General features: G+C 71.5%; 14 protein-coding genes. 10 read left to right on the top strand and 4 right to left on the bottom strand.

The features are described from left to right. Position 1: 1 nt before the first annotated feature. The 7 genes from FNH08_RS24625 (at position 2) to FNH08_RS24595 (ending at position 9,405) form a co-directional block, all read left to right on the top strand. Entirely contained in the window at positions 2–865 is an 864-nt protein-coding gene (locus FNH08_RS24625; RefSeq protein WP_152773735.1) for a TrmH family RNA methyltransferase, read from the top strand. Positions 866–956: 91 nt separating this feature from the next. Then, positions 957–2,105 (top strand): sensor histidine kinase, encoded by a 1,149-nt coding sequence (locus tag FNH08_RS24620; RefSeq protein ID WP_152773734.1) that lies wholly within the window; start codon positions 957–959, stop codon positions 2,103–2,105. 147 nt (positions 2,106–2,252) lie between these two features. After that, on the top strand, positions 2,253–3,374 hold the full coding sequence (gene pheS / locus FNH08_RS24615; protein WP_152773733.1) for a phenylalanine--tRNA ligase subunit alpha: 1,122 nt from the start codon (positions 2,253–2,255) through the stop codon (positions 3,372–3,374). Then, positions 3,374–5,896: a phenylalanine--tRNA ligase subunit beta gene (gene pheT, locus FNH08_RS24610; RefSeq protein ID WP_152773732.1), complete on the top strand. Its 2,523-nt coding sequence runs from the start codon at positions 3,374–3,376 to the stop codon at positions 5,894–5,896. Before pheS ends, pheT begins: the two co-directional genes overlap by 1 nt. A 234-nt stretch (positions 5,897–6,130) precedes the next feature. Then, positions 6,131–7,075, top strand: coding sequence for a PP2C family protein-serine/threonine phosphatase (locus FNH08_RS24605; RefSeq protein WP_152773731.1), 945 nt, complete (start codon positions 6,131–6,133; stop codon positions 7,073–7,075). A 267-nt stretch (positions 7,076–7,342) separates the two neighbouring features. After that, the gene (locus FNH08_RS24600; RefSeq protein WP_152773730.1) at positions 7,343–8,683 is read left to right on the top strand and encodes a transcriptional regulator; all 1,341 of its coding nucleotides are present in this window, start codon (positions 7,343–7,345) and stop codon (positions 8,681–8,683) included. A gap of 176 nt (positions 8,684–8,859) precedes the next feature. After that, a complete protein-coding gene (locus tag FNH08_RS24595; RefSeq protein WP_322725282.1) occupies positions 8,860–9,405 on the top strand; it encodes an NUDIX domain-containing protein in 546 nt (181 codons plus the stop codon). 21 nt (positions 9,406–9,426) lie between these two features. On the opposite strand, the gene FNH08_RS24590 is transcribed toward FNH08_RS24595, so the two are convergent. Together FNH08_RS24590 and FNH08_RS24585 are read right to left on the bottom strand one after the other, a co-directional pair. Beyond that, positions 9,427–9,684 carry a hypothetical protein gene (locus FNH08_RS24590; protein WP_322725281.1) on the bottom strand — a complete coding sequence of 86 codons (258 nt, stop codon included), beginning with the start codon at positions 9,682–9,684 and terminating at the stop codon, positions 9,427–9,429. Between the two features lie 222 nt (positions 9,685–9,906). Further along, entirely contained in the window at positions 9,907–10,779 is an 873-nt protein-coding gene (locus tag FNH08_RS24585) for a 3-hydroxybutyryl-CoA dehydrogenase (RefSeq protein ID WP_322725279.1), read from the bottom strand. 181 nt (positions 10,780–10,960) lie between these two features. Between FNH08_RS24585 and FNH08_RS24580 the strand changes: the two genes are divergently transcribed. Further along, the gene (locus FNH08_RS24580) at positions 10,961–12,211 is read left to right on the top strand and encodes a glycoside hydrolase family 10 protein (protein ID WP_407704443.1); all 1,251 of its coding nucleotides are present in this window, start codon (positions 10,961–10,963) and stop codon (positions 12,209–12,211) included. Between the two features lie 102 nt (positions 12,212–12,313). On the opposite strand, the gene FNH08_RS24575 is transcribed toward FNH08_RS24580, so the two are convergent. Together FNH08_RS24575 and FNH08_RS24570 are read right to left on the bottom strand one after the other, a co-directional pair. After that, positions 12,314–12,514: a DUF1918 domain-containing protein gene (locus FNH08_RS24575; protein WP_131567686.1), complete on the bottom strand. Its 201-nt coding sequence runs from the start codon at positions 12,512–12,514 to the stop codon at positions 12,314–12,316. Positions 12,515–12,610: 96 nt separating this feature from the next. Continuing rightward, complete coding sequence (locus FNH08_RS24570; protein ID WP_152773728.1) at positions 12,611–13,585, bottom strand: DMT family transporter; 975 nt, start codon at positions 13,583–13,585, stop codon at positions 12,611–12,613. Here FNH08_RS24570 and FNH08_RS24565 point away from each other — a divergent pair. Both FNH08_RS24565 and FNH08_RS24560 read left to right on the top strand, forming a co-directional pair. Then, entirely contained in the window at positions 13,584–15,026 is a 1,443-nt protein-coding gene (locus tag FNH08_RS24565) for an aminotransferase-like domain-containing protein (RefSeq protein WP_152773727.1), read from the top strand. The two genes, FNH08_RS24570 and FNH08_RS24565, sit on opposite strands and share 2 nt — an antisense overlap. A gap of 118 nt (positions 15,027–15,144) precedes the next feature. Further along, entirely contained in the window at positions 15,145–15,726 is a 582-nt protein-coding gene (locus tag FNH08_RS24560; RefSeq protein WP_152773726.1) for a histidine phosphatase family protein, read from the top strand. Positions 15,727–15,787 lie beyond the last annotated feature (61 nt).

The following is a 15,787-nucleotide window of genomic DNA, read 5'->3' as shown; positions in this document are numbered from 1 at the left end:
CATGCCCCCCGCCCCCGAGCTGATCTCCCCGCGCTCCGCTCGTGTGTCCGCCGCGCGGCGGCTCGCCAAGCGGAACTTCCGAGGGAAGGAACGGCTGTTCCTCGCGGAGGGCCCGCAGGCCGTGCGGGAGGCGGCCGGGCACCGGTCCGACGAGGCGCAGGCGCCCACACTCGTCGAACTGTTCGTGACGCTCGACGCCGCGGAGCGCTACGCCGACATCGTGGGCGAGGCACGCACCGCAGGAGCCCGCGTACACCTCGCGTCCGAGGACGTGATCGCCGACATCTCGACCACGGTGACCCCGCAGGGCCTCGTCGGGGTGTGCCGCTTCCTCGACACCCCCTTCGAGGACGTGCTCAAGACCCGCCCCAAGCTCGTCGCCGTACTCGCGCACGTACGGGACCCCGGGAACGCCGGCACCGTCCTGCGGTGTGCGGACGCCGCAGGGGCCGAGGCCGTCGTGCTCACCGACGCGTCCGTCGACCTCTACAACCCCAAGGCCGTGCGGGCCTCCGTGGGTTCCCTCTTCCACCTGCCCGTCGCCGTCGGCGTGCCCGTGGAGCAGGCCGTCGCCGGGCTCAAGGAGGCCGGGGTGCGCGTGCTCGCCGCTGACGGGGCCGGGGACGACGACCTCGACGACCAGCTGGACCGAGGGAGCATGGGCGGACCCACCGCCTGGGTGTTCGGCAACGAGGCATGGGGGCTGCCCGAGGAGACACGGGCGCTGACCGACGCCGTCGTACGCGTTCCCATCCACGGAAAGGCCGAAAGCCTGAACCTCGCGACCGCCGCCGCCGTATGTCTCTACGCGTCCGCCCGTGCACAGCGCGCCTCGGGAGGGTGCCGGTCCGTCACACTCGGCTAGTAGGGTGGCGGGCTCGGGGGCCCTCTCCCCGGGCTCTCGGCCGCGCTCGAGCAGGGGGGACCCCATGCACGACGAGAGGTGGGGTACGGGGATGAGTGTCGGCACGAGCAGGGCACCGGGTGCACGGGACGTGCGCGCCGAGGCGGCCACGCCCCGCCACCGTGACCTCGCCGAACTCGGTATCGACCCCGACGACCTCCCGGACGGACTGGTCGTCGCCGATGAGCAGGGTCGTGTCATCTGCTTCAACGCCGCCGCCGCCCGGATCACCGCCGTACCCGCCGACGACGCCCTCGGACGCCGACTCGAGGTGGCCCTTCCATTAGAGGACCTGGAGGGCCGCCGGTGGTGGCAGCTGACGGATCCGTACGGCGGGCTCGCCATCCGGGTGGGCCAACCGGAGCGGAACCTGCTGCTGCCGGGTGGCCGTGAGGTGCTCGTATCGGCCCGGTACATCCGGACCGAACCCACCGGGCCCGTTCGCCGCGTCGTCGTCTCCCTCCGCGACACCGAGGCCCGCCGCCGCACCGAGCGCAGCCATGCCGAGCTGATCGCCACGGTGGCCCATGAGCTGCGCTCGCCGCTCACCTCCGTCAAGGGCTTCACCGCGACCCTGCTCGCCAAGTGGGAACGGTTCACGGACGACCAGAAGAAGCTGATGCTGGAGACCGTCGACGCCGACGCGAATCGTGTCACCCGGCTCATCGCCGAGCTGCTCGACATCTCGCGCATCGACTCCGGGCGGCTCGAAGTGCGCCGTCAGCCCGTGGACATCGGTGCCGCCGTCGGACGGCACATCCAGTCGTACGTCGCCGCCGGTCAGCCCGCCGACCGGTTCCTGCTGCGCATCCAGCAGCCCCTGCCCGCCCTCTGGGCCGACCCCGACAAGATCGACCAGGTCCTCAGCAACCTGCTGGAAAATGCCGTGCGCCACGGCGAGGGAACCGTCACGATTGACGTCCAGCCCTCGGCGTCCCCCCGGGAAGGGGAAGACGGCGAGAACAGCGCTACGTCGGTCACGGTGAGCGACGAGGGTACCGGCATCCCGGAGGAGTCCATGAACCGCGTCTTCACCCGCTTCTGGCGGGGCAGCAAGCGCGGCGGCACGGGCCTCGGGCTCTACATCGTCAAGGGCATCGTCGAGGCCCACGGCGGCACCATCACGGTCGGCCGCGCCCCTCAGGGCGGCGCCGAGTTCCGATTTACGTTGCCCGTGGGCACCCCGGCGTATCTGCAGTAACGCCGACCGAGGCCCCACGGGCGCATTCACCTACGTCAGCCCCGTTAGACTCAAGTTTTGGCACCTTTGTGTCCCGGAGTCGGCGACGATCCGTCATCGGATCTGTGACGGGGACCTTCAGCCAGCCAATCGGAAGCACGGGAAGAGATGTCGGCACCCAATAAGTCGTACGACCCTGTCGAGGTCGAGGCGTTGAAACCGGAAGAGATCGAGCGCATGCGGGACGAGGCGCTCGCCGCCTTCGCCGCCGCGGACTCCCTCGACGCGCTCCAGGAGGCCAAGGTCGCCCACACCGGCGGCACCTCCCCGCTGGCCCTCGCCAACCGCGAGATCGGAGCCCTGCCCCCGCAGGCCAAGGCCGCCGCCGGCAAGCTGGTCGGCCAGGCCCGTGGCGCCGTGAACAAGGGGCTCGCCGCTCGCCAGACCGAGCTGGAGGCCGAGCGGGACGCCCGTGTGCTGGTCGAGGAGGCGGTGGACGTCACGCTGCCGTACGACCGCGTACCGGCAGGCGCCCGTCACCCCCTCACCACGCTCTCGGAGCGCATCGAGGACGTCTTCGTGGCCATGGGCTACGAGGTCGCCGAGGGCCCCGAGGTCGAAGCGGAGTGGTTCAACTTCGACGCGCTCAACATCGGCCCGGACCATCCGGCCCGCGGCGAGGCCGACACGTTCTTCATCGAGGGCCCGGACGGCTCCGGCGACTCCGGCGTCGTGCTGCGTACGCACACCTCGCCCGTACAGATCCGCTCCCTGCTGGACCGTGAGCCGCCGGTCTACGTGATCTGTCCCGGCCGCGTGTACCGCACCGACGAGCTGGACGCCACGCACACCCCCGTCTTCCACCAGGTCGAGCTGCTGGCCGTGGACGAGGGCCTGACCATGGCCGACCTCAAGGGCACGCTCGACCACATGGTCCAGTCGCTGTTCGGCGAGGGCATGAAGACGCGGCTGCGGCCGAACTTCTTCCCGTTCACCGAGCCGTCCGCCGAGATGGACATGGTGTGCTACGTCTGCCGCGGCGAGTCCGTCGGCAACCCCGACCGGCCCTGCCGCACCTGCTCCAGCGAGGGCTGGATCGAGCTCGGCGGCTGCGGCATGGTCAACCCCAAGGTGCTGACCGCCTGCGGTGTCGACCCGGAGAAGTACAGCGGCTTCGCCTTCGGGTTCGGCATCGAGCGGATGCTGATGTTCCGGCACAACGTCGAAGACATGCGAGACATGGTCGAGGGTGACGTCCGGTTCACCCGGCCGTTCGGGATGGAGATCTGATGCGGGTCCCGCTTTCGTGGCTGCGGGAGTACGTCGACCTGCCGGCGACTCAGACCGGGCGCGACGTCCAGGCCAAGCTCATTTCGGCCGGTCTGGAGGTCGAGACCGTCGAGCAGCTCGGCGCCGACCTCAAGGGGCCGCTCGTCGTCGGCCAGGTGCTGACCATCGAGGAGCTGGAGGGCTTCAAGAAGCCGATCCGGTTCTGCACCGTCGACGTCGGCCAGGCCAACGGCACCGGCGAGCCCCAGGAGATCGTCTGCGGCGCCCGTAACTTCGCCGTCGGCGACAAGGTCGTCGTGGTTCTTCCGGGCGCCGTGCTGCCCGGCGGCTTCGCGATCTCCGCCCGCAAGACGTACGGCCGGAACTCGCACGGCATGATCTGCTCCAGCGACGAGCTGGGCATGGGCGACGACGGCACCAAGGGCATCATCGTGCTGCCGCCGGAGACCGAGGTCGGCAAGGACGCCGTCGAGCTCCTGGAACTGGTCGACGAGGTCCTCGACATCGCCGTCACCGCCAACCGCGGCGACTGCCTCTCGATCCGTGGTGTCGCCCGCGAGACCGCCACCGCCTACGGCCTGCCGCTGCGCGACCCGGCGCTGCTCGACGTGCCCGGGCCTAACGCGTTCGGCTACCCGGTGGAGGTCTCCGACCGGATCGGCTGCGACCGCTTCACCGCCCGTACCGTCACCGGCCTCGACCCGGAGGCGCGCTCCCCGATCTGGCTCAAGCGCCGGCTGCAGAAGGTCGGCATGCGCCCGATCTCACTCGCCGTCGACATCACCAACTACGTGATGATGGAGCTCGGCCAGCCGCTGCACGCCTACGACCGCGGGCTCGTCCAGGGCACCATCGGCGTGCGCCGGGCCGAGGAGGGCGAGAAGATCGCCACCCTCGACGGCGTCACGCGCACCCTGCACGCCGAGGACCTGGTGATCACCGACGAGCGCGGCCCGATCGGTCTCGCGGGCGTCATGGGCGGCGCCAACACCGAGATCGCCGACCACGATTCCACCGAGAACGGGGCGAACGCGTCGACCGAGGTCGTCATCGAGGCCGCGCACTTCGACCAGGTCTCGATCGCGCGCACGGCTCGCCGCCACAAGCTGTCGTCGGAGGCGTCCCGTCGCTTCGAGCGCGGTGTCGACCCGGCCGCCGCGGCCGCCGCCGCCCAGCGCACCGTCGACCTGCTGGTGCTGCTCGCGGGCGGTACCGCCGAGGCCGGTGTCACCGAGGTCGTCGCGCCGTCCGCGCCGCACACGATCACGGTTCCGGCGGACCACCCGGACAAGGTCGCGGGCGTCGTGTACGGCCGGGAGACCGTCGTACGCCGCCTTCAGGACGTCGGCTGCGACGTGTACGGGCAGGACGAGCTGATCGTCACCGTGCCGTCCTGGCGACCCGACCTCGCCGAGGCGAACGACCTGGCCGAAGAGGTCATCCGTCTGGAGGGCTATGAGAACCTGCCCTCCACACTGCCCAAGCTCCCCTCGGGCCGTGGCCTCACCCACCGGCAGCGGCTGCACCGCCGGGTCGGCCGGGCCCTGGCCGGTGCCGGGTACGTCGAGGCGCTGAACTACCCGTTCCTCAGCGAGCAGGTCTTCGACCAGCTCGGTCTGGACGCCGACGACCCGGCCCGCCGCGTCGTCAGGCTCGTGAACCCGCTCAGCGACGAGGAGCCCGCGCTGCGCACGTCGCTGCTGCCGGGGCTGCTCGGCGCGCTGCGGCGCAACGACGGGCGGGGCTCGCACGACCTGGCCCTGTTCGAGACCGGCCTGGTCTTCCTGCCGCTCGAGGAGCAGGGCGTCGCCGCCTCGCTGCCCGTGGACCGCCGTCCGACCGGCGAGGAGATCGCGTCGCTGGGTGCTGTGCTGCCCGGGCAGCCGCGCCATGTCGCCGTCGTCCTCGCGGGCGCCCGCGAGCAGGCCGGCTGGTGGGGCAAGGGCCGCCCGGCCGACTGGGCCGACGCGGTCGAGGCAGCCAGGGCCGTGGCCCGTGAGACCGGTGTCGAGCTGATCATCCGCAAGGGCCAGTACGGGCCGTGGCACCCCGGCCGGTGCGCCGAGCTCGCGATCACCGTCGACGGCGCCGAGCGGGTCGTGGGCCACGCGGGCGAGCTGCACCCGCGTGTGGTGAAGGCCCTGGGCCTGCCGGCGCGCACCTCGGCGATGGAGCTCGACCTGGACGCGCTGGAGCAGGTGGGAGACGGCACCCCGCAGGCGCCGAGCATCTCCACGTTCCCGGTCGCCACGCAGGACGTCGCGCTCGTCGTGGAGGAGTACGTCCCGGCGGCGGACGTGGAGACCGCGCTGCGTGAGGGCGCGGGTGAGCTGCTGGAGTCCATCCGGCTGTTCGACGTCTACGAGAACGCCGAGCAGCTCGGGGAGGGGCGGAAGTCCCTGGCGTATGCGCTCCGCTTCCGGGCCACGGATCGGACGCTGACCGTGGACGAGGCGTCCGCCGCGCGTGATGCGGCGGTTGCGCTGGCCGCGGAGCGTATGGGGGCCGTGTTGCGGGGGTGACTCCGGCGGGGCGTTGGGGAACTGCGGGTCTGTTCAGCTGCGGGTTTGTTGTGGCTTGTCGCGTAGTTCCCCGCGCCCCTTTGGGGGCGCTGCCCCCTGGCTCTCAACGGTCACTTCACTCATTTGGGTGACAAGTCGGGGCGATCTGGCCCGATCGGGGCATGTGGCCGACAGAATCGGACCGGCCTTCCGGGTCAACTGTGCGCTGTCAGGGCCTGATGGGGGGCCATCGGCATGTTTCGTTCCAAGGTGGTCAGCAGCGCCGTGTTCCTGGCGGTGGGCGCGGGGCTGATGCTGCATTTCAGGCGTGTGCTGCTCAGGGAGCTGCGGCAAACCCGCAGGGGTGCCGGTGCCGCGCGGAGCACACTGCTCAGGCCGTTGCCCGCCCGCATCGACGGTCTGGCCACCGCCGCGGCACAGCTCCCGGCCGACCCCGGTGCCGCCGTCGGAGGGGACCTCTACGACGTGATCGCCACCGACCACGGCGTACGGGTGGTGATGGGCGACGTCCGCGGGCACGGCAGGGGCGCGACCGGGACCGTCGCGGCCCTCCTCGGCAGTTTCCGTGAGGTCGTGCACGACGAGGTCGAACTCGCCTGTGTGCTCCGGCGGTTGGACCGCGCCCTCGCCCGGCACCTGCGCGAGCGGGCCACCGTGGGACCGGACACCGAGGCCCAGGTCGCCGAGGAGTTCGTGACCGTACTGCTGCTGGAGATCCGGCGCGACGGTGAGCTGCGCGCCCTCAACTGCGGCCACCCCTGGCCGTACCTGCTCAGCGACGGCCACGTACGACACCTCACCGGCGCCGACCCCCTGCCCCCACTGGGCCCGTTCCCTCTCCCCACCGAGCTCCCGCCCGTCGACTGTGGCCGACTCCGCCCCGGCGAGGCCCTGTTCCTCCACACCGACGGCGTCACGGACGCGCGAGACGGCCAGGGCAGGTTCTTCCCCTTGCTCGCCACATTGAGCGAGGTTGTGCGCACCACCAGCCGGATCTCACCGCACACCGTTCTCCGGACCGTCCTGACCGCGCTGCTGCGCCACGCAGGCGGCGCCCCCACGGATGACATCGCCCTACTTGTGCTGCGAAACGATCGGCCGGCAAGACGCGCCCCATCAGGGGCGCGGGGAACTGCGCGACCAGCCACAACGAACCCGCAGCCAACGAACCACGCGTAGTCACCCCGCTCAACCGGCGGAGCCGTCCGCCCCGCCACGGAGTGTCGGGCAGGCAGCTGGGCGGACGGCGTGGAAACGGGCCACCGCACTGTATGAGGGGGAGCCGGCGGCCCGGCCGGCCTCATTACGAGGCATTTCAGTCAACCGGTCCCAAACTCTCCGCGACAGCGCGCACACGGCCCGGATACGAGCACTCGCTTCACACCCCGTGTGAAGAGGGAAGCGCTACGCTGCACGCGGCCGGTACCGAGCCACCGGAGGGCACCCATGCAGCCCAACACGCTGCTCGACGCGATCCTCGACGAGGCGGGGATCTCCCACGCGGGCCTCGCCGCCCATGTGAACCAGGCGGGGCGGGCGCGCGGTCTCGCCCTCAGGTACGAACACACCGCGGTGGCGCGGTGGTTGAAGGGCCAGCGCCCGCGCGGCCAGGTGCCCGACCTGATCTGCGAGGTGCTCGCCACCCGGCTGCACCGCACCGTCACCCTCGACGACATCGGACTGGGCATCCCCGGAGAGCCGGCCGGCACCCACGGTTCGTCACTGTCCGGCTTCGTGGAGCGCGCCACCGCCCTGTGGCGCTCCGACGAACAGCAGCGCCCGCACATACTCGGCGCCCCGGCCGTCACCGGAACCCCCGCCGTGATGCCGGTGTGGGAGTGGGAGAACCCGCCCGAGGACGTGGACGTCTCGCGCGGCGGCCGGCACCAGGTCAGCATGGCCGACATCGACATGCTGCGCGCGGCCCGCACCCACTACGAGCAGATGTACCGCAAAGCGGGCGGCATAGCGACGCGCACCCGCATCGTCGGCTTCCTCAACGCCGAGGCCGCGCCCCTGCTGCGGGGCAGCTACACCGATGCGACGGGGCGTCAACTCCACCGGGCGACCGGTGGTCTGGTGGCCGTCGCCGGTATCTGCGCGTACGACTCCGACGCCCACGGGCTCGCCCAGCGCTACTTCCACCAGGCGCTGCGGCTCGCGAAGGCCAGCGGGGATCGCGGGCTCGGCGCGTATGTGATCGCGCTGCTCGTGAACCAGTCGCTGTTCATGAAGGAGTACCGGCAGGCGGTCGCCTTCGCCGAGGCCGCGCTGCGCGCCGCGGGCAAGCACATCACCCCGGCGCTCGCCTCGGACCTGTACGCGATGCAGGCCAAGGCGTACGCGCACCTCGGCGACGGCACGAGCGCGCTGTCCTGCATCCGGCGTGCCGAGCAGGCCGCCGACCGCATCCGGCGCGGGTACGAGCCGGACGAGACCGGCTATGTCCAGCCCGGCCTGGTCAACGTACAGGTGGCGGAGGCCCTGCTCAGCCTCGGCGATCTGACGGCCGCGGCCGAGCACGCCACCGCGGCGGTGGACACGCCGGCGCACGACCGGGGGCGCGTCCACCGGCTCGCCATGCTCAGCCAGATCGAGCTGCGGCAGGGCAACGCCGACAAGGCGGTGGCGACCGCCGTCGAAATGGCCGAGACGGCGCGGGGGATGGAGTCCCAGCGGCTGCGCGACAGACTGCGGGCGGTGCGCGAGCACCTCGTACGCAGCGGCTGCGCGGGTACGGCCGAAGCCGCCGAACTCATCGACGGGGCACTGCGCGTACCGCTGTAGCGTGGAAGGCGTACCGAGAAAGACTCTGCACCTCTGCGCCTCTCCGCTCGGAACGTACTGCAAAGTCCGCGCCCTCCGCTGTGTCGCCGGCGGGCTGCCATGCGCTCACTGTGTGCCTGCTGTCATGCCTCTCCTGCTGCGATATTGCCACTTACTCGGCGGAAGGTGGCAGAACCGTGCAGTGGACGAAACAGAACGAACAAACTGTGTATGAAAACCGCTGGTTCAGCGTCAATCTCGCGGATGTCGAGCTGCCGGACGGGCGGCACCTCGATCACTTCCTGATACGGCTGAGGCCCGTGGCCGTGGCGACGGTGGTGAACGAGGCCAACGAGGTGCTGCTGCTGTGGCGGCACCGCTTCATCACCGACAGCTGGGGATGGGAGCTCGCCGCGGGCGTGGTCGAGGACGGCGAGGACATCGCCGAAGCGGCGGCCCGCGAACTGGAGGAGGAGACCGGCTGGCGGCCGGGACCCCTGCGTCACCTGATGAGCGTCGAGCCCTCCAACGGGCTCACCGACGCCAAGCACCACATCTTCTGGGCCGACGAGGGCACGTACGTCGGCCACCCCGTGGACGACTTCGAGTCCGATCGCCGGGAATGGGTTCCCCTCAAACTCGTTCCCGACATGGTCGCCCGCGGCGAGGTCCCGGCCGCCAACATGGCAGCCGCGCTGCTCCTCCTGCACCATCTGAGGCTCGGGCAGGACGCCTTGCCCTGATCCCCCGCGGCGTCCGGCGAGTCAGCGGCCCACAGCCTGCCAGATCGCCACGACGAGCGCGCCCACTGCGGTGAGCGCCGCAACCGCGGGCAACGGCCAGCGGGTGTGCTCCAGGGCGACGAGCCGTGCGCTCAGATCGTCGACCTCCTTGGCGGTCTGCTCGGTTCGGTGACTGAGCAGGGTGATCCCTCCCTCCACGCGGGCATGCGCCACGTCGAGGCGGCGGCGTAACTCTGCGAGTTCACCGTGGACCACAGGATGCTCGGGGTCGGTGGCCACGAGTCCCACTCCTTTCCGTAGTCGTTCCATCCCTTGTTGTGCACGTGCAGTCAACTCGCCTGGTGGACGCGTGGGGAGCGTGTGCGAGGGGCATATGCGTGCCCGGCGCGCACACGGTGTGTGAATGCAGTGGGCCCGGCACCTGCTTCGGTGCCGGGCCCGCTGATGTTTCAAGTTCTACGGAACGTAGTCATGGTGACCTGACATCAGGTCGACGCGTCATCAGGGGTACGTGTAGAACCCCGACCCCGACTTCCGGCCGAGCCGGCCCGCGTCGACCATGCGCTGGAGCAGCGGGGGAGCGGCGTACAGCGGCTCCTTGTACTCCTCGTACATCGAGTGGGCCACCGAGGCCACCGTGTCCAGGCCGATCAGGTCGGACAGCTTGAGCGGGCCCATCGGGTGGGCGCAGCCCAGCTCCATGCCGTTGTCGATGTCCTCGCGGCTGGCGATGCCCGACTCGAACATCCGGATCGCGGAGAGCAGGTACGGGATCAGCAGCGCGTTGACCACGAAGCCGGACCGGTCCTGGGCGCGGATCGCGTGCTTGCCCAGCACCTTCTCGGCGAAGACCTGGGCCCGGCTCAGCGTGCCTTCGGAGGTGGTGAGCGCGGGGATCAGCTCGACCAGCTTCTGCACGGGCGCCGGGTTGAAGAAGTGGACGCCGATGACGTGGTCGGGCCGCGAGGTGGCCACCGCCAGCTTCACCAGCGGGATGGACGAGGTGTTGGAGGCGAGGATCGCGTCCGGACGCGTCACCACCTGGTCGAGCACCTGGAAGATCTCGGTCTTCACCCCCTCGTTCTCGACGACGGCCTCGATCACCAGGTCGCGGTCCGCGAACTCGCCGAGGTCGGTGGTGAAGCCGAGCCGCGCGTGCGTCGCCTCCAGCTCCTCCTCGGTGATCTTGCCGCGCTCGGCCGCCTTCGACAGGGAGTTGTGCAGCCGGGTGCGGCCGATCTCCAGGGCCTCGCCCGTGGTCTCGGCGACCTTCACGTCCAGCCCGGCGCGGGCGCACACCTCGGCGATGCCCGCTCCCATCTGGCCGCAGCCCACGACTCCGACGCGTGCGATATCTCCCCAGCTGCCTGTCACATCGTCCCTCTCGCCAGTGCACGGATCATCGCAGGAAACCCCAGCGATCGGGCCTGCGCCAAACCTGCACGTTACCTGCGGCCGCTACTGATCAGTATCGCGGGTGGCACATGGCAGGCTTTCCGGACACGGCTCGCTGGAGTGCGGGCACCTGGTACAGGGAGGCACGGGGATGAGTCGGATGTCGCGGCGGCTGTTCGCCGGGGCGATGCTCGGTGGGCTGGTCACGGCGGGAGGCGCGGCCGCCTGGGGCGTCACCACTGGGGACGACGACAACGACGACAAGGCCGGGCGGGGGGCGCCCACCACCGCACTGCGCGGCATGTGGCTGGCGTCCGTGACCAACCGCGACTGGCCCTCCCGCCCCGGGCTGACGGCCAAGCAGCAGCGCGCCGAACTCATCGCGCACCTCGACACCGCCGTGAAGCGCCGCCTCAACGCGGTGATCTTCCAGGTCCGGCCCGCGGCCGACGCGCTCTGGCCGTCCCCGTACGAGCCCTGGTCGCAGTACCTCACCGGCACCCAGGGCAAGAACCCCGGCTGGGACCCGCTGGGTACGGCGGTCAAGGAGGCCCACGCGCGAGGGCTGGAGCTGCACGCCTGGTTCAACCCGTACCGCGTCGCGCTCCACGACGACCCGAAGAAGCTGATCGCCTCCCACCCCGCCCGCAAGCACCCGGACTGGGTCGTCGCCTACGGCGGCAAGCTCTACTACAACCCGGGCATCCCCGCGGTCCGCGCCTTCGTCCAGAAGGCCATGCTCGACGCGCTGCGCAAGTACCCGATCGACGCCGTGCACTGGGACGACTACTTCTACCCGTACCCCGTCGCCGGCCAGACCTTCGACGACGACGCGGCGTACGACGAGTACGGCGGGAGCTTCCCGAACCGGGCCGCCTGGCGGCGCGACAACATCGACAAGCTGGTGCGGGAGACCGCGGCGAAGATCAAGCAGATCCGGCCCGGCACCCAGCTCGGCATCAGCCCCTTCGGCGTGTGGCGCAACGCCTCCACCGACCCGCTGGGCTCCGACACGAAGGCTGGCGTGCAGACGTACGACGACCTCCACGCGGACACCCGCAAGTGGGTCCGCAAGCACTGGATCGACTACATCTGCCCGCAGCTGTACTGGAACATCGGTTTCGCCGCGGCCGACTACGCCAAGCTGGTCCCCTGGTGGGCGAAGGTCGCCCAGGGCAGCGGGACACGGCTGTACGTGGGTGAGGCGCTGTACAAGGCCGGGGACCCGGCGCAGCCCGCGGCCTGGCAGAAGCCCGGGGAACTGTCCAAGCACCTCACCTTCGCCCGCGACTACCCGCAGGTGCGCGGGCACGTGTTCTTCTCGGGCAAGGAGGTCAAGGAGGACAAGATCGGCGCGATGGCCCGCGTGGTCGCCGACCACTACAAGGACCGGGTGAAGCCGCCGCGCTGAGCGACGCCGGGTGCGATGCCGCGCCCCGCAAGGGGCGCGGGGAACCGCGTGACCAGCCCCCACCGGCCCGCAGATTCATCACCGTCCTTACCCGCGGAGCGCTCAGTGCGCGGGCTCCCCGCGATGGCGGACGACCGCGTCCGGTCCGGGGGACATCAGGGCCTCGTGCCCGTCGTCCTCGAAGCGGACCCGGAACGGGGGAGTGCCGTTCGGTCCCAGGACTTCGACGATCATCGCGGTCCTGTCGTGCTGCCCGACGATCCGGCCGTGGACCAGCAGGATGTCGCCTACGTCTGCACGCATCTGGAGGGCCTCCTCGTTCGCACAGGAGTGGTCCGTAATCGCAGTCTATGGCGGATGGCGCCGGATGGGACCGGCAAGGGCACCGCGTTCGCGTGCTCAGCCACGTGCTCGCTGCGTGACCGCGATGCAGACCAGTACGGCCGCGGCCGTCACGGGCGCGGCGGGAGTGAGCTGCTCACCGAGCAGCAGCACCGACCACACCAGTGTGAGCAGAGGCTGGGCCAGCTGCAACTGGCTCGCCTTCGGGATGCCGATCGCGGCCATGCCCCGGTACCAGACGACCAGGCCGAGGAACTGGGAGCCCGCGGCGACCCACAGCAGCCCGGTGACGCTGTGCGCCGTCAGCTGGACCGGCTCGTACGACAGCGCCAGCAGGGCGCCCGGCACGGTGAGGGGCAGACACATCACCAGCGCCCAGCCGATCACCTGCCAGCCGGGCATCACCCGCGCCAGCCGGCCGCCCTCGGTGTACCCGGCCGCGCACACCACCAGTGCGCCGAACAGGTACAGATCGGCCGCCGTGAGGGCGCCGCCGCTCTGCCCCACGGTGAACGCGACCACGGCGGCCGCGCCCGCGAGGGCCGCCGCCCAGAAGGTCCGTGAGGGGCGGGTGCCCACGCGCAGGGCCGAGAACAGCGCGGTCGTGAGCGGGAGCAGGCCGACGACGACGGCCGCGTGCGCGGTGGTCGACGTCCGCAGCGCGAGCGTGCTCAGCAGCGGGAAGCCCAGGACGACTCCGGCGGCGACGACCGCCAGTCCCGCCCAGTGCCGGCGACCGGGCAGCGGGACCCTCATGACCAGCAGGCAGCCGGCCGCGAGCGCGGCGGCGAGGACGGTGCGCACGGCCACCAGCGACCAGGGGCCGAAGCCCTCCAGTCCCCAGGCGGTGGCGGGGAACGTGAGGGAGAACGCGGTGACACCGAGGGCGGCCTGGACGACACCGACGGCACCGGGGTTCTTCCCCGGAGTGCTTCGCCGAGGGGTGCTCTCCCGCGGCGTGGTGACTGGAGTGCCGACTGGAGTGGAGACCGCTATCCGGGTCGAGGCAGTAGCGCTATCGTGTGCTCTCATGTATGAGCGTAGCAGTGTCGGAGATCTGGCGAACCAGCTGCGGAGGGAGCTCGACCGCTACTCTCCGGGTGGAAAGCTGCCGTCGAGTCGTGCGCTCGTCGAACGTTTCCGGGTCAGCCCGGTGACCGTCTCGCGTGCCCTGGCGCAGCTCGCGGCCGAGGGGCTGGTGGTCACGCGGCCCGGCGCGGGCGCCTTCCGGGCCGAGCCCCGTACGGCCCCCGCTCCCGTCGGGGACACCTCGTGGCAGGAGGTCGCGCTGAGCGCGGACGGTGCCGCGGACCTGGTGCCGCGGACCGTGGACGCCTCGGGGGTGCTGGCGTCGCTCGCGGCTCCGCCGCCCGGGGTGATCGAGTTCAGCGGCGGCTATCTGCACCCGTCGTTGCAGCCCGAGCAGGCGATGGGCGCGGCACTGTCGCGGGCCGGGCGCCGTCCCGGGGCGTGGGCGCGGCCGCCCGTGGAGGGGGTCCCGGAACTGCGGGAGTGGTTCGCGCGGAGCATCGGGGGCGCCGTCACCGCGGCCGAGGTGCTCGTCACGGCGGGCGGCCAGTCCGCGCTGACCACCGCGCTGCGCGCCCTCGCGCCGCCGGGCGCTCCGGTGCTCGTCGAGTCGCCCACCTACCCCGGCATGCTGGCGATCGCGCGGGCGGCCGGACTGCGCCCCGTCCCCGTCCCCGTCGACGCGGACGGAGTGCGGCCGGCGCTGCTCGCCGACGCGTTCCGGGCGACCGGCGCGCGGGTGTTCGTCTGCCAGCCGCTGTTCCAGAACCCGACGGGCGCCCTGCTCTCGGCCGAGCGGCGGGGCGAGGTGCTGCGGATAGCGCGCGAGGCGGGCGCGTTCGTGGTCGAGGACGACTTCGTGCGGCGACTCGTGCACGAGGACGCCGGGCCGCTGCCACGTCCGCTGGCGGCCGAGGATCCCGACGGGGTGGTCGTCCACGTCTGCTCGCTCACCAAGGCGACCTCGCCCAGCTTCCGGGTGGGTGCCCTCGCGGCCCGCGGGCCCGTGCTGGAGCGGCTGCGCGCCATCCAGGTCGTCGACACCTTCTTCGTGCCGCGCCCACTCCAGGAGGCCGCACTCGAACTCGTGGGCTCCCCGGCGTGGTCACGGCATCTGCGGGCGGTGTCGGCGGAGTTGCGGCGCCGCCGGGACACGATGACGTCCGCCCTGCGTCTGGAACTCCCCGAGTACGCCCTGCCGCACATCCCCTCCGGCGGCTACCACCTGTGGCTGCGCCTGCCCGACGGCACGGACGAGTACGCCCTGGTCGCCGAGGCCCTCCGCGCGGGTGTCGCCGTCATTCCCGGGCGTCCCTACTTCAGCGCCGAACCCCCGGCCGCGCACGTGCGGTTGAGCTTCGCGGGCGTCGCCGGAGCGGGGGAGATCACGGAGGGGGTGCGGAGGCTGCGGGCGGCGGAAAACGGTTCGACAGGGCGCTCCTGACCTGCGAACGTCCCGCCTTCCGCCATGACCGACGGGGCGCGGTGAGCGTCGTGGCACCGTGGGTCACTGCCGCATGACGCCCATTGACCAGTGGAGTCCCGCGTTCCAGTATCACCGCATGCATCTTCGGGTCACGTTCGTCGCCGCCGCGCGCAACGCTTCGGTGCTCGCGGAGCGCTTCGAGGACGACAGGCCGCTCGACCAGGCGGGCTGGGAAGAAGTGCAGCGCGCCGCCCCTGAGCTCATACCGCTGGCGGCGGCCGAGCTGCGCTACTGCTCGCCCACGCCGCGCAGTCGTGCCACCGGTGACGCCCTCGGCTACACGCCGCTGGCCCAGCTCGCGCTGCGGGACTGCGACATGGGCCGCTGGCGCGGGTTCACGCTGGCCGAGGCGATGGCCCGGGAGCCGGAGGCGGTCGACGTGTGGCTCGCCGATCCGCGCGCGACTCCGCACGGCGGGGAGTCCATGCACTCCTTCATCTCCCGCGTCGGCAGCTGGCTCGACACGCGTCCCGCGGACGACGGCGGCAGCATCGTCGCCGTCGCCGAACCCTCGGTCGTCCGGGCCGCGCTCCTCTACGCGCTCAAGGCCCCGCCGTCGGCGTACTGGAACATCGACGTCCGCCCCCTGTCGACGGTCACGGTCGTCGGCCACTCCGGCCGCTGGAACGTGCGTCTGGACGGGACGGCGGGGCGCTAGGGCCGAGGGGTGCGCGTGTAGTCGGTCCTCAGCAGCAGGTCCTTGGCGGGCCCGCCCACCC

This window comes from Streptomyces spongiae (assembly GCF_009377185.1).
GTDB classification, from domain to species: Bacteria; Actinomycetota; Actinomycetes; order Streptomycetales; family Streptomycetaceae; genus Streptomyces; species Streptomyces spongiae.
The sequence above is the reverse complement of the archived record's forward strand: the minus strand, read 5'-3'. Positions and strand labels throughout refer to the sequence as shown.